This window comes from Metamycoplasma cloacale, assembly GCF_900660735.1.
Classification (GTDB): domain Bacteria; phylum Bacillota_I; class Bacilli_A; order Mycoplasmatales; family Metamycoplasmataceae; genus Metamycoplasma; species Metamycoplasma cloacale.
The window spans coordinates 69,017-95,263 of sequence record NZ_LR215049.1 but is presented as its reverse complement, the minus strand read 5'-3'; the positions used below and the strand labels follow the sequence as shown (position 1 = coordinate 95,263).

The 26,247-nt window shown below is 25.6% G+C and carries 20 protein-coding genes and 2 tRNA genes; 6 read left to right on the top strand and 16 right to left on the bottom strand.

Translation table 4 applies throughout. From position 1 onward, the window contains the following. The 3 genes from EXC28_RS00405 to EXC28_RS00395 all read left to right on the top strand — a co-directional run bounded on the left by EXC28_RS00405 (position 1) and on the right by EXC28_RS00395 (position 2,680). Complete coding sequence (locus tag EXC28_RS00405; protein WP_029330191.1) at positions 1-915, top strand: NAD(P)/FAD-dependent oxidoreductase; 915 nt, start codon at positions 1-3, stop codon at positions 913-915. Positions 916-1,020: 105 nt separating this feature from the next. Beyond that, positions 1,021-1,977 (top strand): Cof-type HAD-IIB family hydrolase, encoded by a 957-nt coding sequence (locus tag EXC28_RS00400; protein ID WP_029330192.1) that lies wholly within the window; start codon positions 1,021-1,023, stop codon positions 1,975-1,977. Between the two features lie 16 nt (positions 1,978-1,993). Continuing rightward, complete coding sequence (locus EXC28_RS00395) at positions 1,994-2,680, top strand: ribonuclease HIII (RefSeq protein WP_029330193.1); 687 nt, start codon at positions 1,994-1,996, stop codon at positions 2,678-2,680. Positions 2,681-2,716: 36 nt separating this feature from the next. Here the strand turns inward: EXC28_RS00395 and EXC28_RS00390 are convergent, their stop codons facing one another. The 3 genes from EXC28_RS00390 to EXC28_RS00380 all read right to left on the bottom strand — a co-directional run bounded on the left by EXC28_RS00390 (position 2,717) and on the right by EXC28_RS00380 (position 8,803). Further along, a complete protein-coding gene (locus EXC28_RS00390) occupies positions 2,717-5,866 on the bottom strand; it encodes a type I restriction endonuclease subunit R (protein ID WP_051622563.1) in 3,150 nt (1,049 codons plus the stop codon). 298 nt (positions 5,867-6,164) lie between these two features. Continuing rightward, entirely contained in the window at positions 6,165-7,295 is a 1,131-nt protein-coding gene (locus EXC28_RS05265) for a hypothetical protein (RefSeq protein WP_232028561.1), read from the bottom strand. 2 nt (positions 7,296-7,297) lie between these two features. Continuing rightward, positions 7,298-8,803, bottom strand: a complete 1,506-nt coding sequence (locus tag EXC28_RS00380) for an N-6 DNA methylase (protein WP_158524909.1) — start codon at positions 8,801-8,803, stop codon at positions 7,298-7,300. 156 nt (positions 8,804-8,959) lie between these two features. On the opposite strand from EXC28_RS00380, the gene EXC28_RS05260 reads away from it, so the two are divergent. Beyond that, positions 8,960-9,562: a TIR domain-containing protein gene (locus tag EXC28_RS05260; RefSeq protein ID WP_129695083.1), complete on the top strand. Its 603-nt coding sequence runs from the start codon at positions 8,960-8,962 to the stop codon at positions 9,560-9,562. A 468-nt stretch (positions 9,563-10,030) separates the two neighbouring features. On the opposite strand, the gene EXC28_RS05255 is transcribed toward EXC28_RS05260, so the two are convergent. The 11 genes from EXC28_RS05255 to dnaE form a co-directional block, all read right to left on the bottom strand. Next, the gene (locus tag EXC28_RS05255) at positions 10,031-10,963 is read right to left on the bottom strand and encodes a hypothetical protein (protein ID WP_029329938.1); all 933 of its coding nucleotides are present in this window, start codon (positions 10,961-10,963) and stop codon (positions 10,031-10,033) included. 200 nt (positions 10,964-11,163) lie between these two features. Beyond that, positions 11,164-11,766 carry a TIR domain-containing protein gene (locus tag EXC28_RS05250; RefSeq protein WP_112541166.1) on the bottom strand — a complete coding sequence of 201 codons (603 nt, stop codon included), beginning with the start codon at positions 11,764-11,766 and terminating at the stop codon, positions 11,164-11,166. A 121-nt stretch (positions 11,767-11,887) separates the two neighbouring features. Continuing rightward, positions 11,888-13,660: a molecular chaperone DnaK gene (gene dnaK / locus EXC28_RS00360; RefSeq protein WP_029330477.1), complete on the bottom strand. Its 1,773-nt coding sequence runs from the start codon at positions 13,658-13,660 to the stop codon at positions 11,888-11,890. Positions 13,661-13,778: 118 nt separating this feature from the next. After that, positions 13,779-14,600 carry a nucleotide exchange factor GrpE gene (locus EXC28_RS00355; RefSeq protein ID WP_029330479.1) on the bottom strand — a complete coding sequence of 274 codons (822 nt, stop codon included), beginning with the start codon at positions 14,598-14,600 and terminating at the stop codon, positions 13,779-13,781. Next, positions 14,590-15,597 carry a heat-inducible transcriptional repressor HrcA gene (gene hrcA / locus EXC28_RS00350; protein ID WP_029330481.1) on the bottom strand — a complete coding sequence of 336 codons (1,008 nt, stop codon included), beginning with the start codon at positions 15,595-15,597 and terminating at the stop codon, positions 14,590-14,592. The genes EXC28_RS00355 and hrcA overlap by 11 nt, the downstream gene beginning before the upstream one ends. A 106-nt stretch (positions 15,598-15,703) precedes the next feature. Next, positions 15,704-15,780, bottom strand: a tRNA-Arg gene (locus EXC28_RS00345). Positions 15,781-15,785: 5 nt separating this feature from the next. Continuing rightward, positions 15,786-15,860 (bottom strand) — tRNA-Cys (locus EXC28_RS00340). A gap of 100 nt (positions 15,861-15,960) precedes the next feature. Beyond that, positions 15,961-16,872, bottom strand: coding sequence for a hypothetical protein (locus EXC28_RS05245; protein ID WP_029330484.1), 912 nt, complete (start codon positions 16,870-16,872; stop codon positions 15,961-15,963). Positions 16,873-16,881: 9 nt separating this feature from the next. Continuing rightward, positions 16,882-17,766 carry a DnaD domain protein gene (locus EXC28_RS05240; protein ID WP_029330486.1) on the bottom strand — a complete coding sequence of 295 codons (885 nt, stop codon included), beginning with the start codon at positions 17,764-17,766 and terminating at the stop codon, positions 16,882-16,884. A gap of 307 nt (positions 17,767-18,073) precedes the next feature. Next, positions 18,074-18,952, bottom strand: a complete 879-nt coding sequence (locus EXC28_RS00325; RefSeq protein ID WP_029330488.1) for a 5'-3' exonuclease — start codon at positions 18,950-18,952, stop codon at positions 18,074-18,076. After that, a complete protein-coding gene (gene dnaE / locus EXC28_RS00320; RefSeq protein ID WP_029330490.1) occupies positions 18,945-21,926 on the bottom strand; it encodes a DNA polymerase III subunit alpha in 2,982 nt (993 codons plus the stop codon). The genes EXC28_RS00325 and dnaE overlap by 8 nt, the downstream gene beginning before the upstream one ends. Positions 21,927-22,021: 95 nt before the next feature. Between dnaE and fmt the strand changes: the two genes are divergently transcribed. After that, complete coding sequence (gene fmt, locus EXC28_RS00315) at positions 22,022-22,879, top strand: methionyl-tRNA formyltransferase (RefSeq protein WP_029330491.1); 858 nt, start codon at positions 22,022-22,024, stop codon at positions 22,877-22,879. Between the two features lie 79 nt (positions 22,880-22,958). Further along, positions 22,959-23,405: a hypothetical protein gene (locus EXC28_RS05235; protein ID WP_029330492.1), complete on the top strand. Its 447-nt coding sequence runs from the start codon at positions 22,959-22,961 to the stop codon at positions 23,403-23,405. A 51-nt stretch (positions 23,406-23,456) separates the two neighbouring features. Here the strand turns inward: EXC28_RS05235 and thiI are convergent, their stop codons facing one another. After that, positions 23,457-24,602 carry a tRNA uracil 4-sulfurtransferase ThiI gene (gene thiI / locus EXC28_RS00305; RefSeq protein WP_029330494.1) on the bottom strand — a complete coding sequence of 382 codons (1,146 nt, stop codon included), beginning with the start codon at positions 24,600-24,602 and terminating at the stop codon, positions 23,457-23,459. A 16-nt stretch (positions 24,603-24,618) separates the two neighbouring features. Then, positions 24,619-26,220, bottom strand: coding sequence for a transcriptional regulator (locus EXC28_RS05230; RefSeq protein ID WP_145960543.1), 1,602 nt, complete (start codon positions 26,218-26,220; stop codon positions 24,619-24,621). Between the last annotated feature and the right edge of the window lie 27 nt (positions 26,221-26,247).

Below are 26,247 nucleotides of genomic sequence, written 5' to 3'. Positions count from 1 at the left end.
ATGAATAATTCATTTGATGTAATAATAATTGGAGCTGGGCCAGCTGGTTTAACTGCAGCTTTATATCTAGCCAGAAACAATGCCAAAGTTGCATTTATTGAATCAAAAATGCCTGGTGGTAAAATGGCTGAACAAAGCAAAATTGAAAACTATCCTGGTTATTCATTTATTTCAGGGCCAGAGATTTCAATTAAAATGTTAAGTCAAGCTAAAGAAAACGGTGCTCAATTTATATACGGAAAAGTAATTGATTTTAATTGAAAAGAAGAAAATAAAATATTTGAAATTGGTTTAGAAAATAAAACAGATTTAATTTATGCAAAAGCAATAATTGTTGCTACTGGTATGCGTAATTTAATTCCGTTAGATGTTGAAAACATTGAGTTTTTCAACCAACGTGGTGTTTCATATTGTGCTGTATGTGATGGGGCTTTATATAAAGGTAAACCTTGTGCAATCATTGGTGGTGGAAACTCTGCATTTGAAGAATCAGCATACCTTGCATCAATGGCATCAGAGGTACATATCTTTGTAAGAGATGGGATTATTGCTGAAAAGAAATTAGTTGAAGATGCTAAAAAACATAACAATATCTTTATTCATGAAAACTCTAAAATATTAAAATTAATTGGTGAAACAGAAGTTCAAGAAATTGAAGCTAATATCAATGGAAACATTGTTAAAATGAATATAAATTGTGTTTTCCCATACATTGGTTTTAGACCAAATACTGAATTTCTAAAAAACAAAATTGAATTAAACAAAGCTGGTTTTATTGTCGTTGATGAACACATGGAAACTTCAATGAAAAACGTATTCGCCGCAGGTGATGTTATTGAAAAACACGTTAGACAAATCACAACTGCAACTGGCGATGGAACCATTGCTGCTAAATCTATTAGCAATCGTATTTAAAACGCAATGACTGCGTTTTTTTATTGCGATTTTTCATAAAATCGGTTATTTATAACTTTATGGTAAAATATTATTGTTAAATTTCAACATATATAAAGGATTAAAATGGCACAAAACAAAAGATCAGAACAAAGAAGATTTCTATTTGCAATTGACTTAGATGGAACATTATTAGCAGATTCAGCACTTGGAACTGTTCATCCAAAAACCGAAGAAGCAATTAAAAGAGCGGTTAAAGAAGGGCACATTGTATGTATTATCACCGGTAGACCATGAAGATCGACTAAACCAATTTATGAACAATTGGGTTTAAATGCAATCGTTGGTAACTACAATGGTGCACATATTCACAACCCTTCTGATCCATTCTTTATTCCAGCAATTTCATATCTAGACCTTAATGAGGTTCTATATATTTTAGGAGATCCGAAAGTTTCAGCTGAAATTACTAACTATGCAATCGAAGGACCAGATTGAGTTCAATTAGCACATAGAGATCCTAACCTTGAAAGAGTGTTTGGCTTCGACAAGGCAACTAAATTTAGAGAAGAAATTAACTTACAAAAACTTCCATTAAAACCAACAGGAATTGTTTTTGACTGTAAATTAACAACTGATGTTGTAGACTTGCTAACATACTTAAAAAGAAGATATGGGGATTTAGGCGAATTCTCATCTTGATCAAAAGGTGCTGGTTTATCACCTATTTTTGACATAACTTCAATTGGTGTTAATAAAGGTAAAGTTATTTCATTAATTATGAGATACTACAATATTGACATTCAAGACACAGTTGTTATTGGGGATTCATTCAACGACTCACCAATGTATGAAGTGGGAAATGTTGGTGTCGCACCTGCAAACGCAGAACCATTAATTAAACAAATGGCAACTGTTGTTATGAAACAAACTAACAAAGAAGGTGCAGTAGGTTACTTCATTGACGCTTTCTTAAATAACCCAGAAAAATACATCAAAATGGGATTAAAGAAACAAAGCGAGAAAAAAGATAATCTACAAGTTGTAAAAGCAGATAACTTCTATAACGAAGAAGAAAAATAATATTTAAGGATAAATAATGAATTATAACGAAATTATTGGAGTTGATGAAACTGGCGTTGGCGATTATTTCGGACCAATTGTATCAGTTGCTTGTTATATCCCAAATCAACACATAGATTTGATTAAACAGTTAAATGTCAAGGATAGCAAGAAACTAACTGATAAAAAAATTCTTGAAATAGTTCCAACGATTATGAAATTGGTTTATTATAAACAAACAATTCTTACTCAAGATGGTTATAATAAATTAATTAAAGCTAAAATCAATAACAATGAAATAAAGACATTAATTCATTCAAATACCTTAAATAATTTCATTAATGCTTATAACGTATGTAATACAGTTTTAATTGATCAATATACAGCAAACAATGCTATTTTTGAAAAACATTATCAAAAATTACAATCAATTCCTTGATTGAATGTATCTAAACCTAAATTAAATATCATTTTAGAAACCAAAGCTGAAGATAAATCTCTTGCTGTTGCATGTGCTTCAATTATTGCTAGGGCTGAATTTCTAAAATATATGAATGTACAAAATCAAAAATACAACATCGAATTTAAATTAGGTGCATCAAACAAAGTTGATGAACAAGCTGCATTGTTTATTCAACAACACGGAATCACTGAATTAAGCAAGGTTGCGAAAATTTCATTTAAAACTACACAAAAAGCATTAGATATGATTAACGATAAATAATAAAAAACGCTAATGGTTTAATATACCAAAAGCGTTTTATTTTTTATTATTCAAAATATGTTCAAAAGAAGTGTAATTAATATCGCCTGAATATCTTGAAAAGAAAGTTTCTAGATAAATTTTCAATTCTTCATCATAGGTTCTACGTTCTTGATCGGTTGTTGAGAATAAAGACATTTTCTTTTTAATATCATCGTATGTCTTACCATCAAAAATTAATTTATTTGTTCTGAAACATTTTGTTAAATATGGAATTAAATATTCTGTTACTAAACCAAATTTAACAATCATTTTATGTAAATCTTCTCTTAAATTCTTTTGAACAATTTCATGATATAGTTCTCTTGAAGAAGCACCTGAATTGAAATGTCCTGCATTGATATCTTGAATTAATTTTTCTAACAATTCTTTTTTGTTTTTCAATTCATATGAGTTCTCAATTGCATCTAAGATATATTTAAAGTCAATACCTTCCATTTTTTCACGATAAGCATCAATAACTCTTAAAATATAATCAACATCAATGTCGTATTGTTTGATTAATTCCATATCAAAAATGCAATCATCTTCAACATTTTCCTTATGTTTTGGTCTAAATTTATCGTGATATTGTCCATACATACCGCAATAATTTTGGAAATCATATTCCGACATAATATCAGCTTCCATTTCCTTAAAACCTTCAAATCCCATTAATATATTACGTAATCTTAAGAATTTAGTAAAAGTATTAACGAATTCTTTTTGCGTTGCTTCATCATCAATTTGATTTTTAGGATCAAAATTTTCTTTAATCTTATTTGCTAAATCAATGTATCCATCTTCATGTGTTCCATTATCTTCTGTAGTGCCATATAAGAAATCATTTTTAGTTCCGATGAAAACAGTTTTTTCACTTTCGTGATCAGTTGCGTATAATAAAATTGCATCATCGATTTCTTTTTGAATATCAACAAAGGAAACAATGTTTCCATATGATTTAACTGAGTTATAAATTCTGTTAGTTCTACTAAATGCTTGTAATAAACCGTGATATCTTAATTTCTTATCTAATCACAATGTATTTAATAGTTTTGAGTCAAACCCTGTTAAAAACATATTAACAACAATTAAAATATCGATTTCACGTTGTTTCATTCTTAATGAAATATCTTTGTAGTAATTATCAAATTGTTGATTATTGATTTGATAATTAGTTTTAAAGGTTTTATTATAATCATTCATTGCCATTTGTAAGAAATTCTTATCTTCAATGTTCAATGACTCAACATCGTCTAATTTAACTTCATCATCTAAAACTTCACCATTTTCATTAACTGGTGTATTGGTAAAGATAGTAGCGATTACATAATCTTTATTTAATGCTTTTAATTGTTTTTTAAATTCAAGATAGTATCTTTTAGCAGCTTTGATTGAATCAACAGCAAACAATGAGTTAAAACCAGATAAATTTTTATTTTCATATTTTGCATTATCAATATTCTTTAAAGAATTTGCAATGTCTATATTGAATTTATGAACATAATTAGCTTCTTTACGTTTGGTCTTACGATCGAAATTTTCAATAATATAACGAGTAATTTTTTCAACTCTTTCATCGCTTAAAATAATTGAGTTTTTATCAATTGCTTCAACCATTTGATCTTCAATTTCATCTTTCAATCTGACAGTTGAAAACATTTCATAATGAAATGGTAATACGTTTCTATCAGCAATTGCATTATGCATTGTGTAGCAGTGTAGACGATCACCGAAAACTTCTTCTGTGGTTAATAAAATACCATCACGATGATTGTCACCAGCATTTTTAACAAAAATAGGAGTGCCAGTGAAACCAAATAGGTGATATTTCTTGAAATTCTTAATAATGTTTTTATGCATTTCACCAAATTGTGAACGGTGACATTCATCAAAAATCATAACAATGTGTTTGTTATAAACACTCTTATCTTCATTTCTCTTTAAGAAATTGTTTAATTTTTGAATAGTTGTAATTATTAAACGATGTTTATCTAACTTGGATAATAATTGTTCGCTCAATACTTTGGTATTGATATTTCCATTCGCACAATCTTTTTGAAAATTATTATATTCACGAATTGTTTGATAGTCTAAATCTTTTCTATCAACGACAAATAATACCTTATCAATATCATTGTTTTGTAATAACAGTTGAGCTGTTTTAAATGAAGTGAGTGTTTTACCAGAACCGGTTGTATGTCAAATATAACCACCGGCTTCAACTTTTCCTCATTTCTTATAACTTGAAGAAATTTTAACCTTAGATATAATTCTTTCAGCGGCAGCTATTTGATATGGACGCATAACTAATAATTGTTTGTCTTCTGTTAAAACACAATATTTAGTAATTAAATTTAATATTGTGTTTTTAGCAAAAAATGTATTAGTGAAATCCATTAAATCTAAAATAGTTTTATTCTTAACATCCGTTCAGAAATGTGTGAATTTGAAGTTATTAGCATTTACAACACTTGATTTATTTGAATCTTCAATTTTTCTTCTAATTGAATTTGAATAATATTTAGTTGTTGTTCCATTTGAAATAACGAAAATTTGGATATATTCAAATAAACCTGAGTTAGTAGAAAAACTTTCACTATATCTTTTGATTTGGTTAAAAGCTTCTTCAATAGAGATTCCACGTCTTTTTAATTCAATATGAACTAATGGCAATCCATTAACTAGTATTGTAACGTCGTATCTTACTCTTTCGAAACCGCTTTTACTTGAAAATTGGTTAATAACTTGTAATTTGTTATTATGAATGTTTTCTTTATCAATTAATTTAATATTACGTATTGTTCCATCATCTTTTTTTAATTCAAAAATATGTTCTTTTTGAATAATCTCTGTCTTCCGTACAATATTAAAATTGTCAGATGCAATCTTGTTAAAATAAATTTCGTTTCATTCAGAATCACTAAATTTATAGTTATTCAAACGTTCTAATTGAACCCTTAAATTACTAATTAATTCCTTATCATTTTTAACAGGAGCATATTCATAATTTAATTGCATCAATAAATTAATAAATTCATATTCCAATTCAGCTTCTGTTTGATAATTTGTTTTGTTCTCTAATGTTGGAACGTAATCGCTCATAATCACATAATCATTTTGATTTTCAATATTATTTATTTCACCAATTTTCAATTTATTTGTCATAGTTTTTCCTCTATATATAAATTATAAAGATAGTTTTTTAAATATTAAATTTAAATAATATTCATATTGTTTTTCGCGCAATTTTATTTCTTTTGGTAGCCCTTCTATTATGTTATTGAATACTGAATTAAAAAGTTGTGAAAATTTCATTTCAAATTACACAAAAATCATTCGATATGATCAACGATAATAATAAAAAATGCAAATGGTTTAATAAACCAAAAGCATTTATTCAAAATATGTTTTTTGAATAATTTTTATATGTCATACAAAGATAACAATTTTTAATAAAATAAATTTATAAGTCGTATTCTAATTTGAGAGCCTTATAATTTGTTGTTTTTTTAAGAAAAATTTTTGCAGCAATTGTGGGATTCAACTGTCTAACTTTATTCAATTTAAAAATCATCAAATCTTTTTCAATAACAATGTCTTCTACGCGAACAAAAAACAAAGGATTGATTTTGTAACCTGATATTTTGCCGGAAGATCCTCTCTGAATTCTAGGAAGTAAATTTTTGCTTGATATTTTTACAATATCATCAACAATGATAGCACTCTTTTTTAGTAAAAAATTTCTTAATTTATTTGGTGTTCAAACACTATAATCATTTCTTCCTGCTGGTCTAATTTCTCCACTAATATCGGATCAAATATCTATATGATTAGATGGTATCATAATTAAATTATTTTGATTATCTTCACTACATATAACATCTGCTTGTTTAGTGAAATTATTAAAATAATTTAAAATTGTGGCCATTTGTATGCTCTTTCTTGTAAAGTTTTTAATATTTGTTCCAATTGAATCAAAAAAATTTAAATTTTTATGTTCAGATAACATCAATTCAAAATTTGAATAAGAATGCAATCACTCACTTGTGATTAATAACTTACCGTCTTCTTTATATTTTGGCAAATCAATTTCACTTGTTTTTGCTGCAGGCTCTTTAAATTCTATTGTAAATATCATATTATTTAAAATTGTAACTAAAATGCTATCTATTCCAGCAGGTCCTCCTGCTTGAATCAAAAGTTTAGTTTTCTCATTGTTTTCATAAATATATCTTGGTTTCAAATTTAAAGATTTCATAATTTCTACAATTTGGTTATTAAATGAATATTGTTCTTCATAACAATTATAAAAGGTTGTTAAGTTATACATGTTTGCCAAGGTCTGAGCATATATGCATTCACTAAACACTGCAGATTGAATATTTTTATTGCGTTCTTTGCTTTTTAAAATCTGATGATATAAAGAAGGACAAATTTCTTTTATTTCATTATATTTATCCATTGATGAATTTGACTTCAAATCTTCTCAAATTTTGTTTCGCTCTTTTTTATTTAAGATAACTTTATGAGAAGGTAATGAATAAAATTCTTTTAAAAAATATAATTGCTCTTTAGTTAAGGATTTTTTTAACATAATTAAATTTTAAAATAATTATTATGTATTTCAATTAATTCGTCCGTTTTCATTTCTAAACCAAGGATATTTAAAATTCTTTCGTTTATTATATTTCTATATTTGTCTGGAAATTTGATATTTTCTTGCATCATATTACAATTATTCTTTTTAATAATGTGATGACTTTCAATATCAGTCATCTCTTTTCTGATTTTTTGAAAAAACTTCTTATCTTCCAAGGATAAAAGATTGATTGGGAGAGGAATACTTTTTAAAGTGTTTGAAGAAAGATTTATAGCCCCTTCAAATATCCTTCATCATCAATAAGCAAAACTTGAATTTATTAAGCAATAACAAAAATCATATACACTTTCATTATCAAAAAATAAAGTAAAGGAATTAGCTCTATTTAATTTTTTTGAACTTGCTGTAGTATAGTAACGACAAGTTTTGGGTATATCCAAAAATAATTGACTTTCATTAGATAATACGAAATCATTTATATTAAATTTAGATTTAGATACTCAACAGTTATATAAATCCAACAATTTGCTATCGATTTTTTTAAATTTATCATTATGTTTGTTAATAATTTGACGATATTTTGGTAATGTAGCTCTTAAAACTGAATCTTTTAGAATCTCCTCTCTTTGTTCAGTTTTAAATCTAATAAGAGGACTTATTTTAAATCCCAATGTTTCTTGTTTATTAAAAACTGTTATTGCAGCTCTAACAGAATTACCTTTATTACTATTAAAAATACCATATTTTTTCCCTGCGAAAATAGTTCCTGGAACATTATCAAACGAAATTACAAACCCCCCGCCCAACAATGACATTTTTTCTCTTAATAAATAAAATTTATTAGAAGAAAGAAAACTAAAAGGCGATATTATAACGGCAGCGTTTGACTCTTCAATTATTTTTTCAATAAAAATTGCATACAATTCTTTACTTTTTAAAGAAATGTCTGTTTTTTTTCAAGATACTAAAGGGGTGTCTATTTTTGCATACGGTGGATTTGAAATAACTTTCGAATTATGTGGTAATTTGATTTTTTCATTTAAAAAATCACCACATGTTGTATTAATGTTTGCAAATGATTCTTTACCATATTTAATTGAAATTAAAGTTTTACAAATTAACATTGCCGTTTCATCTAAATCATACAAATAAATCTTCTTATCATTTATCATTTTTTTTGCTTCATTATAATTTAACAACTCTAAATATTCCAAAATCAAGCGACCTGTCCCACATGCTACATCGCAAATATTTTCGCCATTCAATTCTAAAAATCATTGAGACATTAATTTCGCAACATCTTTAGGCGTGTAATATTGACCCATTTTCTTCTTGCTAGTTTTATCAACTCTAGCCAAGCCAATTTCATATACTTCATGAATATTGTCAAAATTAAAAAACTCAGGAATGTGTGAAAAATCAACATTTCTTAAATAGTTACAAATATCAATTCATGTTGTTTTCAATCCTTTAGAATCAATATCTTCAAAATATTTATTCATATCATAATTCGCAAATTTTGACAATAACATATTTCACATACCTTCTTCAACTTAATATCAGATTAATATAATACAATTATATTAATTAATATATCAATTTATTTTAAAAGTTTATTAATTATTTCAATAGTATGAATATAGTGGAGGTCATGTTTTATGAAGAAAAAAATTAACATTTTTATTTCGTTTTCTCATAATTATAAAAATAATTATCTTTGCAACAAATTACAAGATAAATTAAATAATGAAGAATATATTATAAATTTCAGTGAGAAAGAAGATAAAAGTGAATATTCAATTCAAACCATTTGAGACTATTTAGCTAGTAGAATTAAACAATCTTCTTGTACTATTTTATTAATGACACAAGATCTATTATTTGAAAATAAACATAAAATAAGCTATATTCCTAATGATTTTGAACATTCAGGATGAATTTATAAAGAAATATCTGCTTCTTTAAGAGATTGAAAAGAAAATAGAATTAATGGATTAGTATGTGTTGTCGAAGAGAGTATTGCTAATTGATTTCGAGAAACTGTTTCTGTTATTGAATTTACACCATTTATAAATAGAAATTATTATTTATTTCCAGAAATATTGGAATTAAATAAAAAATACATTATTTTTGCTTCTTATTTCGATTTCTTTAATAATCCTTCAAAATTTATCAAGTTAGCACTAGAAAATAGAAAAAAACAAATAAATACTAACGGAGAGGAGTTTAACATTTTTTATGAACCGCATAACAAAAAATAACCACAAATTTTTAGAGGCAGTATACATAAATAACCTAAATACTATACAAAGTATTATTTCAAGACTTTCAAAAATTGGAATTACAATTTTTTCAGTTTCCTTAACTATATTCTCAATTATGTTTCCACTGATATTATCTTTAAACATACCGAAATGAGCAAGATGTTTTCTATGTCTTTCTTTAATAATTATTCAGTTTTGTTTCTTTATATCACATTTAATTAATTTAAAAAATGAACGTATATGAATTCAGATATATGAAGAAAAATCTAAATTGAATATTGCTGATTTACAAACAAACAATAATATGCCGGAAATTCTTAAAAATGATTTCAATAGTAAAAAGAAATTTTCTAATATTAGATGATCTTCTCTTTTAAAATCATGATGAAGCCTTTGTTGATTTATTATTATTCTACTTTTAATAATTACAAATATCTTAATAATCTTTATTTAATGATGTCCCAGTTAATCATTAATATCTTTAATCATTATAAGTGATGAGTTATTTTCAATCTTTTTAGCGCAAGTAATTTTAAAATATGCAATTATATCTTTAGACAAATTATCAATATAACAATATGAGGATTGGATAGGTTTTATTGCAAATAAACAAGAGAAAGTAGTTCCAATAATTACTTTTGCATCGCATAAATAAGGATTAGAAACTATCTTATAACTTGCAATATAACCACTAGAGTATAATTCGTCATCAGATGATAGTTTTATTTTGTGTTCTAATAAACCTGTGGTGGCTATCTTATCAAATATAATTGGATCAACTGAAATTGTTATTTCATCGCGATCGATAAAATAATTCTCCTCATTTTCATTTAAAATCAAAGATAGTTTTGTTGCTTCATCAACTAATTTCTTATAAATTTCTATGCCAGTTGCTTTATTGAAATCCATAATTATTTTGTTTTCTTTGTTGATATTTTCTTCTAGATATTTAAAAGATTCTTTTTCATTGTTTTTAATAAATTTTGCATAGAAATCATAATGTAATTTAGAAATAAAGGTTTGAATTTCTGCCAATTTATACCAGTTTGGTACTTCATGCATTAAATAAGTATAATTTTCTCATTCCATTGGATTATCAACTTTAATGGTTGATAGAGCACATTTCCCGCTATCGTATTCATTTTCTTTCTTTCTTAAAACAATTGGGTCTAGTTTAATAAAATTCAATTTATCATTGATATCTATTGAACTCAAACGACCACCATTAGAAAAAATCGAGAATATAGAATAACGCTTTAATAAATATGACAACAATTTTCTATTTTCTTCATTTGATAAATCAAATCTTTTATTACTATCACTGTTTCTTGTCAGCTTCTCATCAATTGTATTTATTCATGCTATATCAAATAATTCTTGAATATCTTTTCTTTGCATATATTCCTTTCATTAATAAATTTCTATTTAATAATATTAAATTAATAATTTAATAACAATCCAGTATTTGTTATTAATAACAAATTAATAATCTCGTGAATTTCTACAAGTAATTTTCAAAATAAGGGCTTAATCAAAAAAATTATTATATCAGGCTGTATCTCTTATCTAAAACTCTTATATAACTCTATACCTTTTAATTAATTATTATGCGGATCATAACAAATTGAATATGCATTACCATAACTTTCAATTTGTCTTCTTCTTTTTCATAAAGCGTTATTAATATAATATTCAGGATTTTTTATAAACTGATCATATGACACAAATTCAATATATCACTCATTTAAAGAAATAATCTCTGGACACCATTCAGGATATTTGTCTCTAATTGTCACAACATTATTATAATAATGTCCAGAATTTACTATATGATGCACATATTCATCTTCACACACACAAATTAGTGCATTGATTCTATTTTCTTTTCAATCTCTTAAAGAAGCAGATATTTCTTTATAAATTCATCCTGAATGTTCAAAATCATTAGGAATATAGCTTATTTTATGTTTATTTTTAAATAATAGATCTTGTGTCATTAATAAAATAGTACAAGAAGATTGTTTAATTCTACTAGCTAAATAGTCTCAAATGGTTTGAATTGAATATTCACTTTTATCTTCTTTCTCACTGAAATCCAAGATATAACCTTTATTTTTCAATGTGTCACGCAAATTTTCAAAAAGAATATTATTTTTGTAACCGTGCGAATAAGAAATGAAAGTTTTGACTTTATTTTCCATTTTTAACCTTTCTTTTTTAAAATTCTTTTATATTAATATCTCTTATATCTATAAGTATACTTTTATATGTCCGTAAATTTAAGAAAAATCTCACGATATATTTCATGAGATTTTTAAATTATTATTTATCCTTATTTAAGTCGTCTGGATTTACACCACTGTTTTTTAACATTTCCATAGCTTGAGCTAATTTAGCATCAAATTCATTTTGTTTCTTTTCAAGTTCTTCAATATTTTTTGCATTAACTAGATCTTGGAATTCTTTTAATTCTTTTTCTAATTCAGCTTTTTTATCTTCTGGTAATTGTTTTGCTTCTTCTGAAGATAAAGTTTTTTGTAATTGGTTAATTGTTTGCTCTGCTCTAACAGTAACTTCAATTTCGTGACGTTTTTTCTTATCTGCTTCTCTATTTTCTTCAGCTTCTTTAACCATTTTTTGAACTTCTTCTTCTGATAATTTTGAAGTATTTTGAATAGTAATGGTTTGTTCTTTATTGGTTTTCTTGTCTTTAGCTGTTACTGTTGTAATACCATTTACGTCAATTGAGAAACTTACTTCAATTTGAGGAACACCACGAGGTGCTGGTTCAATTCCTTCTAGGTTGAATTGACCTAAAATTTTGTTATCTGAAGCAATTTGTCTTTCACCTTGTGTAATAACAATAGTTACTGCATTTTGATTATCCGCTGCTGTTGTAAATACTTCTGATTTAGTTACAGGAATTGTTGTGTTTCTTGGAATTAAAGGAGCTACTAGATTTCCTTCAACTACAATACCTAATGTTAAAGGAGTAACGTCAAGTAGTAAAACATCTTGAATATCTCCTGCTAAAATTGCACCTTGAATTGCAGCCCCAACTGAAACAACTTCGTCTGGGTTAATTGAGTTATTTGGTTTCTTACCTGTAATTTCTTCAACTAATTTTTGAACAGCTGGAATTCTTGTTGAACCACCAACTAATAAAACTTCATCTAAATCAGAGAATTTCAATTTAGCTTGTTCAATAGAATCTAATAATGGTTTTTTAGTTCTTTCTAATAGGTTTGCTGTCATTTGTTCAAATTCTGATCTTTTTAGTTCTAATTCAGCATTAATTGGACCGGTTGCTGACATAGCAAGGAATGGTAATGAAATATTTGCAATCATGCTTTGTGATAAAGTAATTTTTGCTCTTTCTGCCTCTTCTTTTAATCTAGCCATAGCCATTTTATCAGAACGAGGGTCATAGCTGTATTTGTCATTAATTTCATGAATCATTCAGTTAACAATTGCATTATCTCAATCATCTCCACCTAAATGGTTATCTCCTGATGTTGCTAGAACTTCAAATGTTCCGCTTTCTAGTTCAAGAATTGAAACGTCAAATGTTCCTCCACCTAGGTCAAATACTAAGATTTTGTGGTTCTTTTCTTTATCTTTATCTAAACCAAATGCTAATGCAGCTGCTGTAGGTTCGTTAATGATTCTAACTACATCTAATCCAGCAATAACACCGGCGTTTTTAGTTGCTTCACGTTGTGCGTTGTCAAAATATGCAGGAACTGTAATAACAGCTTTTTTAACTGAATGACCGATTTTCTTTTCAGCATATTCTTTCATATATGCAAGAATTAATGCGGAAATTTCTTCTGGTTTGTAATCTTTGTTGTTTGCATGAACAGTTTTTGATGAACCCATCAATCTTTTAATTGATGCAATACTATCTGGGTTAGTTTCTAGTTGTCTTTTTGCAACTTCTCCAATGATTGTTTCGTTGTTTTTAAAAGCAACAACAGATGGTGTAGTTCTTTTTCCAGTTGGACCTTCTAATACTTTTGGTTGTCCATTTTCAATAATTGAAACAACTGAGTTTGTTGTTCCTAAGTCTATTCCTAAAATAATTTCTTTAGCCATAATAGCCTCCTAAATAATTAACTTTCTTAATTAATAACTAAATTGTAGCACATTTTTTAGCACTCTACACAATAAAGTGCTAATTTTTTAAATTTAATAGAAAAAGATAGTTTCCTATCTATTTCGCAACAATCACCAATGCAGGTTTAATTACACGATCATGTAATTTATAACCAATATTTCTTATTTCTACAATTGCATCTTTACTAAAATCAGATAATTCTTTTAATTCAAATACTTGATGCAATTCAGGATTAAAGGTATCGTTAATTTTTGGTTCAATTTTTGAAACACCAAAATCAGATAATATGTTGTCAATTTGTGTATATAACATATTAAAACCGATTGCAAAATTCTTAACACCAGGGTTATCCATATTTAATGCAGCTTTAATTGCTATTTCTATATTATTTAAAGGATTGATAATCTCTTCAAGGAATTTCTGCAACGCATATTGTTTTGCATTTTTTAATTCACTATCTAAATGTTCTGAATTTTTTAATTTATGTTCATTAATTTCAGTTTGTGCTTTTTTCTGTAATTGAGCAATTTGGTCTTTAAATTCATGTTGTAATTTAATTAATTCATTTTTTAGATTAACTTCTTTTAATTCTAAATTAGATTTTTGTTCAAATAGCTTTACGTTTTCATTACTTAAAATCTTATTTTCCTTAATTAATTCAGCAAGTAATCCAGTTGGTTTGCTATGTTCAATAATTTTAATTTCATAATTTAGTTTATGTTTTTCTTTCATTTTATGAAATTTAAAAGGCTCATCTAATGATTTATATTCAAAATCTAATAGAAATTCATTAATTAATGGATATTTATTATCTCCAATGTTTAATTCAATTACATCTTGACCATATGGATAGTTAATAGTTTTTTTATTAACTTCTTTAATTTCTAGTCTAACTAAATCATATTTATTAATTATCATGTTTTTTCTCCTTTAGGATTTTTTCTAACATATTAAGTAGTTCAAATGAATCTTCAAAATTAATATTACTTGGACCAACAACACTTAATTCTTTGATATTCTCATTATTAGCGAAATCAATCTTTTTGCTAATAATACTTAAGTTAGGACGACTAACATCTAATTTAATATTATTATCTTCATCTAAATTGTTTTCAATTGTTTCTCATACTGAATGGTTTTCAATTAAATCTAGAATATGTGCAAGTTCTTCTCTTTGAATATTTTTAGATAAAATAATGGCACCTTTATTAAAACTTTTGGTTTTTGTTTCTTCTTCAAAAACAAACACTTTTTTAACAAATTTTTCAAGAATGATTTCAAAATTCTTGATTTGTTGACTGAATATCGGCATTAAAGCTTGTGCTTTTAAACTTAATTCAATCAATGGTGTATCAATTAATCTTTCTTTAAATAATCTAATGGCAATTTTTAAATCATTAATTTCAATGTTTTCGTTTTCAAAATTAAACATCTTACTTTCAACTCTACCTGTACTTGTAACAATAACAACAATTGCAGAACTATCAGTTAAAGGTGTTAATTGAATACTTTTAAGTGTTTCTGAACCGTTATTTGATGTTGCAACAACAGTAACACCAACCATTTCTGAAACAATAGAAGCGGCTTCTTCTAATGTGGCATCAATCTTAATTCTTCTTTTTGCAAGTAGATCTTCTAGTTTTTCATTAAAGTATTTTTGAGGATTGTAGATTAAATATTTTGCATAATATTCAAGTCCGGTAGTTGAAGGAACACGGCCACCTGAAATATGATATTTTTCTAAAAAATTAATTTCTTCTAATCTTGCCATAACATTTCTGATTGTTGCTGAACTGCAATTTAATTTAAAACGTTCTACTAAAGTTTTAGAAGCAACTGGTTCTCCTGTTTCGATGTATAAATCAACAATTAATTTGAAATAATAATTTTCTTTTTCTTTTAATAAATTAGTCATAATTATATATTTTAGCACTAAATTAGCAATTAAAGGGTTAAAGTGCTAAAAATGTATAAATAAAAAAGCGAATGATCGCTTTATTGTTTCAATTTTACAATTGATATGGCGCGCTCGGCAGGAGTCGAACCCGCAACCTCTTGGGCCGTAACCAAACACTCTGTCCAATTGAGCTACGAGCGCATTTTTGGAGCCACCAACCAGATTCGAACTGGTAATCAGGGTGTTGCAGACCCATGCCTTGGCCATTTGGCTATGGTGGCAGCATGGTTACAAATGCTTAAATATTATAATACATTTTTAACAATAAATGTTTATTAATTTTGTTTAAATATTCAAAAACATATGTAACTGAATAATTTTTTATACTTTTCTTTTAAAAATTCTTGTATATAGAGCAATACTGCTTTTAAAAAGCTGTTCAACTTGTTCTAATCCAACATTAGAAGATTTACTTCAAGAAGTAGCGATAATTTTAATATCATTGCTTAAAATATCTACTGGCGACGATAGATAAAATGGCTTACGATTTACATTTCTATTATTAAAAACATTGATTAATTCATTAATAAATCATTCTGGTTTTTCCCCAACTGCCATTCTTTCTAAAAATAGGTAATCAACTTCTGATAATAATGAAAAAATATGTGCATTATATTCAGGATTTTTACTATTTTTTTGCAATGTTTGATACAAAGCATTAATATCAACAACAGCAACTGTTTTATTTAAATACATTACAAAAAATGTGGATAAAAATTTAATAATTGCCCTTGCATCTAAAAATGAATTATCAATGATTAAAAGGTTATCAGTTAACTCTAATTTATTCTTTACAACTTTAGATAAATAATCATTTAATTCAATATCAAAATTCTTGATTGCTTTTGAGAAATTGGTTAATATAGAACGTGGTTTTTTAATCAAAGGTGTTGTTAGATAATGGTGTAATTCAATTGGCAAAGGGGTAATATCTGTTAATCAAAAATTAGATAATATTTTCTCTTTTTTCACCATTTCAGTGTTAGTTATATCCATATCTAAACAATCATTAGAATTAATAATAATTTTTCATTCAGGTAATTTTTGATGATCGATGTAATCTAGATAATATTTAACTAATAAAGGGAATCCTGTTTTAATATGTTCTTCAGTTAATTTTAGATTTTTGATAATATCTAAAATTACTGGACAATTTAGAACATTATTTCTTAATTCCTCAACTACAGCTTGTTCCTTTTTACTTAATTTAGGGAACTTAAATAAATCAGCCATATTAACTCCTTAATTTTCTCATCCATCATCTGCTAATTCATATATGTAATTTAGATCCTCTAGATGCGTAGGTTTCATTACAACATTTGATTGCAGATTTTTATTAGTTGTTTTATTAATATAAATATTATCTAATTCTCTTTCAACATCAATTTCATTTAAGATATTTTTCTTAGCGAAATCTAAAGCAATTTTTTCTATATATTTAATAACAATACTTTTATTAACATTCAAAGAATAGTTAATAAATAAATTAATTGCTTTTCTAGAAAAATGTAATTGTTTTAGATGTTCAATCATTAACAATTGACCAGAGGTAGGTTCTGCTTTTAATATAGTGTAGATAAATATTTCAGGTTCTAGAGATTCCATTGCTAAATTACGATCGGTTAAAATGAAATCTTCATCATTTAGTTCAACATCAATGGTTTCATTTGGTTGAAAAACATCTAAAAAGTTTTTAGATATATCAACTAAACATGTTTTATCAAAATGAGTAACAGTTTTTACTTTGATTAATTGTTGGAATTTCTCTATGCCAATTTTTTCAATTAAAAGACTACTAATTAATTTATTTTGAGTAATCTCATTAGCATTTAGCGGTCTTTTTAATTGAAATAAATAACTTTGATCTTTGGTTAAAAAAGATTTAATTAAACCAGTTGCTTCAAGTAATTGTCTTGCTTTAACCATCTCTTCTTTAGAAATAGATAGAAATTCATTAGTATCATTATATGTAAAGTTATGACGTGCATCGTAGATAGTATGCATATCATATAAATATTGATATAAGGAAATGGCGTTAGGCCCAATAAATGGTTGATAAAATACACGTAGATTTTCTAAATCGCTTGATGTAATTGATTCGCTGTTTTCTATATAATATTTTTCCATTTACGCCACCTCCTTTTTTTGTTGTACATATATTATGAACTATACAGTTATTTTAGAAATGAATTATTTTTTGCATTTCAATAGTTTCAATAGTAAGCATTGACAGTTATTAACATAAACCCTTGTTTAAAATATATTTATAATTAAATATTTTTTAGAAAAATATGTCATTATTAACATCTACTATGGTTTTAAAAAATAGATATATGAAGGTGTATTTTAAGTTAATTTTTTGTGTAAAAATACCATCATTTTTTATTCTAAAAATTGACATTTTTTGCTTATATAAAAATAAACTAGCAAAATGCTAATTTATTTCCAATTTTATTAACTTATTTTTAATTAAATTAAGCTCTAGACTATCTAAAATTTCAATTGCGTCTGGTGTTAAACTAAAGTTTAATAAAGAAAGTTGTTGAATTTCAATAGTTTTTGTTAAAAAATCCGTTCTTAATGTTGCTAGATATTTATCACGCATTGCGTTTTCTTTACTATTAATTAATTTTTCTTTTGTTTTTCCAGTAATGTCATCTAAATGAGCATAGATATTTTCAAGCGTTTGATATTTTTCTAACAAACTTGTTGCGCTTTTAGGTCCTAACCCTTCAATACCTTTAAAGTTATCACTTGAATCCCCAACTATTGCTTTATAATCAATGACCTGTTCTGGGGTTATTCCGTAATAATCCATAAAGTTATCGATATTTAGGATAATATTTTCATTTTTAACCTTTTTAATAATTGATACATTATTTGTAATTAATTGATTTAAATCTTGGTCGGCAGAATATATTAAAATTTCATGTTCATTTTGAAACATTTTTGTTATTTTAGCAATGATATCATCTGCTTCATAACGTTCGACGTTTTCATTAGCAATATTACATGCAGTCAATAGTTCTTGAATTTTATTTAATTGAATATGAAAATCAGCTGGTGCTTTAGCTCTAGTTCCTTTGTATTGTTCATACATTTCATGTCTAAAGGTTTTAACTCTTGAATCAAAGGCAACAAATAGATGTGATACATTATGTTGTTTAATTAAAGCTAACATTGTGTTAAAGAAACCAACAATTGCATTTGTTGGAAAACCATTTTCTGTCTGTAGTGAAGCATTACCATATAATGTTGCAAAATATGATTTATAAGCTAAATATGTGCCATCAATTAATAAAATTTTACTCATGTTTTAATTTCCATCCTTTTAAGATATATTGGTTTTCGCTTTTAACATAAATATTCACCGAAACTAATTGTTTATTGAATTTCTTGTAATTTTCTATTGTTCCAAAATAGAAAATTGAGATTTTTTTAGTTGAATCCTGTAGATTAATTAAATAATATTGAGACCCATTTTTTGACGTTTTCTGCATAATTGAGTTACAGAATAAGGTTGTTAGATATTCATTCCCTATATGCATATCAATTAAACGTGAACCATTTACTTCAAAATCTTCTGTTAAAGATAAATTGTATATTTGACCCAATAATGCAATTTCATTTTCATTCTCTTCATCAATATTTTGTTCATATACAACATATGGTTTTCAATTTTTAATTGCATTATTAACTTCAGTTTGATTGTCATTGTTTCTTAAATACTTTAACATCAGCATTGTATCACTATTATTATTGTTGTTCAATAGTTCTGATAGCAATGTCATTTGATTATAGCCGAAGCATTTTAGAGCGTTTGCTTTAATTAAGATCTGAATAGTTGACAATCCAATTGATTTAACATTATCCATTCTTAATAAGAAATCAAAGAAGTTTTTATATACACCATTTAATTGACGTTCATTAATAATTAATTTAACACTTTCATTACCAATTCCCTTAATCATTGTTAAAGGTAAAACAATTTTATTATCCATAATAATTGCTTTATTGCTTGAATAGTTAATGTTTGGCGAAATAATTTCAATATCTAAATTTCTTGCTTCATTAGCGAATTTAGCAATTGTCGCATGACTTCCTTGTGCCGATGAAATAGCAGAAGCATAAAACTCTAATGGGAAATGTGCTTTTAAATAAGCCATTTGATATGAAAGTGTTGCATATGAAACGGCATGCGATTTATTAAACCCATAATCAGCAAATTTCTCTATATTATCAAATATATTTTGCGCATCTTTTAAGCTATAACCATTTTGAATAGCGGCTTTTATAAAAATTTCTTTTTCTTTTAACATTAAATCAACTTGCTTTTTAGAAATAATTCTTCTAATCAAGTCGGCATGTCCAAAACTAAAACCTGCAACTGCTTGAACAATTTGCATTATTTGTTCTTGATAGATAATAATTCCATATGTATTTTTTACAATTTCATCATATGTTGCATTGATTTTAGGAATTGCTTCTTTACCAAATTTACGTTTAACATATGTATTAATATGTTCCATTGGACCTGGACGATACAATGAAATAATTGCAGTAATATCATCAAAACTACTTACACCTACTTTTTTCAATGCATTCATCATTCCATAACTTTCAAGTTGGAAAATACCTGCCGTATTTCCTGAAGTTAATAATTTAAAAGTCAGTTGATCATTGTAATCAATTTTTGATAAATCAATCTCAATATTTTTACTTGATTTAATAAATGAAAGAATTTCTTTAATAGTAGTTAGTGTTCTTAAACCTAATATATCCATTTTTAACAAACCAAACTCTTCTAGGTATTCCATTGAGGTTTGTGTCTGTTGGATACCGTCTAATAAATAGGTAGGAATTTTATCAATAATTGGTTTTGAAGATAAAACAATACCAGCTGCATGTGTACCGCTTTGACGATATAAACCTTCTAATTTATTAGCTTCATACAATATTTGTTTAGACATAGAAAAATCAACTTCATTTAATTTATTTAATTCAAGAGCAAACTTTTTATTTGTTTCATATTCTTGCAATAAATTAATTTCAGCATCTGATATCGCTTTTGACACACTATTGATTTCTGAAATGTTTTTACCAAATGCGCTCATTACATCACGAATTGATGACTTTTTGCCCAATGTTGAATAAGTTACAATGTTTGCAACATTATTAACCCCATATTTATCAATTAAATATTGAAGAACTAAATGTCTTTTATCATCCTGAACATCAACGTCAATATCTGGCATTGTTACCCGTTCTGGATTTAAGAAACGTTCAAAAATTAAATTGTATTTAATCGGATCAATCTCAGTAATTCCTAAAATATATGACACTAATGAACCAGCTGCCGAACCACGCCCTGGGCCTACTGATATATCATTGTTTTTAGCATAATTAATTCAATCTTGAATGATTAAAAAATAATCTTCGAATTTCAATTGTTTAATAACGGATAATTCATACTTTAGACGTTCAGAATAGATTGAATTTCAATTTTCTTTTTTAAATAATTTAGGTAGATTTTGTTTAATTAAACGTTCTAGATATTCATATGAAGAAATATTTAAATCATTAGGATATTTAGGTAATTCAAATTTCTCTGTTTCAAAATGTATATAACATTGTTTCAAAAATTCGTTTGTTTGAATTATTAAATCTTTATATTCAACATCATCTTCAATTTCGAAAAATAATGGAATATAAAAATTAGCAATCTTTGAACTGTCTTTCATTTTAGACAAAACATCTATTGTTGAATTTTCATCAGCATTTAATATTGAAAAATGATTGATAATTAAACATTTGTGTGTATGCGTTTTAGTAAGTGAATTATTTTCTACTTCATTAATATCAATTCCATAATAATAATTATTTTGTTCAATTATGCAATTAGTTTGTCTTCAATAACCTAAAATTGGATGTTCAACAATGTAGATGTTATTATCTTTTAATATATCAATTAATTTAACATTCTCTTTACTTAATAATTTATAAGAAATTAATTTTATTGCGTTTCAACCATCTAAATTTTTTGGATATAGAATATATCTAAATAATTGACCATCAATGTCAATATCACAATCTAATCCGAATATTGGTTTTAAGTTTTCTTTTCTTGATTTACTTAATATTGGGGCGAAACTGAATAAATTATTATGTTCTGTAATGCTAAAATATTCAATGTTTTTCTCTTTTAACTGTTGAAATAAATTATCAATTGTTATAGTACTTTCAAGAAAAGAAAAAATAGTATTTAAATGTCCGTTAATTAATTTCATATAATAATAATTATATATGTTAATATTTTGATAAATTTTGATTAAACAAATTTGTGAAAAACATAGTTTAAAAATAAGAAAAATAAGGAGATTCTATGAACAATCCAAAAATAAAAATCATATTTGCGGGAACGGGAAATTTTTCTTCAAAAATTTTTGAATCTTTTATTAATAATACCGATTTTGAAATTACAGCTTTAATCAGCCAACCTAATAAAGCAATGGATCGTAATAAAAAATTTATTGAAACGCCAGTTGCTCAACTTGCTAAAAAGCATAATATTAAATTATTTCAACCAACAAAAATCAAAGAAATATATGAAGAATTGTTAAATTTAGATTTTGATTATTTTATTACCGCTGCTTTTGGTCAATTTATACCGAATTCTATCATTAAACTCGCTAAAAAAGCCGCTTTGAATGTTCATGGAAGTCTATTAGAAAAATATAGAGGGGCAGCGCCTATTCAACATGCCTTATTAAATAATGACAAAGAAACTGGTATTTCATTAATTTATATGATTGACAAAATGGATGCAGGAAATGTTCTATTTAGTGCAAAATGTTCAATCGAATCAAATGACACAGCATTAGAAATATATGATAAATTAGCACAATTAACAATAGATAATTTGCCAAATTGATTAAAAGAAATTTATATAAATCCTAAAGAAGGTTATATTCAAAAAGAAGAACTAGTAACTTTTGCTTCAAAAATTAATAATGAAGATTGTGAATTATTTTACAGCGATACCAAACAATTTGCTTTAAATAAAATTCGTGCTTTCAATGATCAACCGGGCGCATTTATTATACATAATAACAAACGCCTAAAGATTTTTAGAGCATCAATTGACAGAATATCAACTCCTTTATCTATTGAATTCAGCGATGGAAAATTATATTTAATTGAATATCAAATTGAAGGAAAACAAAAAGTAAAAATTATGTAATAAGTTAGTAAAATCTAACTTTTTTTATTTAAGTAACGCTTTATTGTATAAACAAATTTATAATTAAAATAGGTACTATATGAAAACAAAAGTAAAAACAAAAACAAACATAAATGAACTATTAACAACCGAAGAATTAAAAAGAGGTTATTCTTGTTTATCTAAATGAAAATTATTTTGCCTAATAACCAACATCATTGCTGCGATTATACTAATTATTGTTGTAACTTTGTATATAATATATAAACATTTTGATTTAATAAATTTCTTATTTAAACCATTCGTTTTAATGATAGTAGTAGCTTCTCTTGTTATTCAACTTGTAGTTTTCAATTCCAAATTTTATGATAATATAAAAAATGTTTTAGCTTATCTATATGCTAAAACTAATTTAAAAAGATTTAAACATTGATTTGCATTTGTGTTCATATCAGCACGTGCATACACATATAAAAAACATAAAAAAGAATGACTAAAATTGGTTGAAAAATATAAAAGTGAAGAACTTATAGAAAAAAATGAATAATAATTAAAAAAACATAAACAGTACTAAATAAAAAATGTTTATGTTTTTTAATTATTCAGGTTTTATTTTAATTGCTACAGCATTTTCAACTACTTCATTTTCTAATGCTTCTAATTCAGTTAATTCAGCTTCCAATTTTAAAGCTTCTTCAACATTTGGTTTTGTAACTGGATTTTTAGGAGCAAATAATTCGCATGTTTCACATGCTTTAGTAATTGATAAATTAAAGGTATTAATTTTTTGAGCAATATTAATTGTTTCTAATTTATCAAATGTAATTAAAGGTCTTAATACAGGAATAGTTGCAACGTTAGATATTGTATTAATTGATTCTAAAGTTTGGCTTGCTACTTGACCTAAACTTTCTCCATTAGAAATTGCTAAGATATTTAATTTTTTCGCTAATTTATCAGCTATTCTATAAAAACTTCTTCGCATTAATGTAATCTTGTATTTTTGATTAGAAGTTAAACCAATATAATTCATTAATTTTGTGTAATTTAATTGATATAAATTAGCTGTTCCTTGATATTTAGATAATATCTTCACCAATTGTTGCACTTTAGACGTTGTAACTTCATCTGTATGTGGAGGAGTGATAAAGTTTAAAAATGTTACTTTTAAACCTCTTTTTTGTAATAAAAATGCCGCAACAGGAGAATCAATTCCACCACTCATTAGATGTAAAACATTACCTGCAGTTTTATAAGGCATCCCACCCAATCCTGGAATTCTATCAATAAAAACATATGTCTTTTTATCGCGCAATTCAATATTGATTTCTAAATCGGGATTTTTTAAAGAAACAGATACATTTTCTTTATTTCTTAAAACAACTCCACCAAAGTGCATGTTTAATTCATTGGATGTCATTGGAAAATTTTTATTATGACGTCTTGAATTGATTGCAAATGAATTAAATTCTTTATCCTTAATAATTTCTAAAATCTTTGATTCAATAATTTCTAAATTCGTTTCTAATTCATAAACGCAAGAATATGAAGAAATACCAAAAATATATTTCAAAACTTCTAAATTATTTTCTGAATATTTAACAAAAGCTCGATCGTATTCAGTTATTACTTCTTCTTTTGGCATATACATTAAAAGATTTTCTTTCAATCGTTTAATGAAATCTATTTTGTTTTCACCTTTTAATGTTAATTCACCATATCTAATTAATATTTTTTGATACATAATCTATAACCTCTTGTTAATTAATATTCTTATTAATAAATTTGTTAATTTCGTCAATACATTTATTTATATTACTGTTTTTATAATTTTCAATTAAATCATTATATAACAATTTTGCCTCATGATTTTGACTAACTAAAGGGGATAATTTTTGAATTACAATTGCTATTGTTTTACTTTGTTCGAAAATCAACAATAACTTCTCTTTAATTAATGCAAACTCATCTAAAATTGAATCATATTCATTAGATTCTTGCAATGATTCATTATCTTTACTTATTCTTTTAAGAAAATTGTCTATTTCAATTTGTAAAGCTGTATTAATATCGACTTTTAATTCTTGAATTGCGGTTACTAAAATTAATAAAACTTCCTTCATTTGCATAATTTCATCATGTAAGGAAATTTCTAAATCTTTTTTATTATCATTTTTTTTATTGCTGATTTTTAATAATAGATTTCTAATATTTTTATTAATAAAAATTTGTTTTTTAATTAATACTTCAATGTCATCTTTTGTATTAATATTTCCTAAAATATCTCTATTTTTCAATATCTTTTGTTTAATTAAAGAAATTTCTTTTTTATATCTATTCAACTCAAATGATTCAATTTCTAAAATTTTGTTAAGGTATTTTTCATTTAAGTATGATAGTTTTTCTAATTGTTGATCAATTGTAGAATACAGACTTATAGTTTCTTTAAATTCTTGAATAATTAAGTCTATATTGTTGAATTTGAATTCAAGTTCTGTTCAACTATTTACTAAATTCAATGATTGTAATTTATTCTTGATTTCTTTATGATAATTCAATATTTGTTCTTTCATTTTCTTTAATATTGAAAAACTTTCATCGTCCTGAATTTCTTTAATATCAATGTCTATTTGTTTGTTAGCATAGTTTCAAATTGAATAATATTCATTGAAAAAATAAGTCAGTTCAATTATTTTTTTGTTTAATAAATTCGTTTTTTCAGACGTAATTTTATCATTAGCTTTAATAAAATCATGAGAATCAAAATAAGCAAATGTTTCGACAATATTCTTAAATTCTTGTTGTAGAAAATCATTAAATTGCGAAATATAATCGTAATATTTATTATTTTGTATTTCAAGCATTACATTTTGATGTGCTGTTCTTAAGGTTTGAATTTTTTTAAAAATATTCAATGCCTTAATTGTGTATTTATTGATAAATAAATCAATTTCTTTTGTAAGGATTGATAATGATTTAAATATTTTATAAATATTATTTCTATATCCAATCGTTTTTTTATAGCATTTCAAACAACGTTTATGATTGTTTAAATGTTTCTCAATTCAATTATCTAATTTATTTTTTTCTCAATCTAGTGATTTAATTTTTTCTTCATAAATTAATTGATATTCACTTAATTGTTTTTCTAAAATATTATAATCAGGATTAGTTATTGACATATTATGTAATTGTTCATAATTAGCAACAATTTTCTCTTTAAATTGAATATAAAATTGATGTTCTTTTGCAACTGAATTTTGAATAAATTTATAAACACTTTTCATCCGTCAATAAATAATGAAGAAAATATCAATTGCTATTAATAAAATAAGTAATATCGAAGATAATATAACGTGCATAGTATTAATTATAAAGAATATAATTAA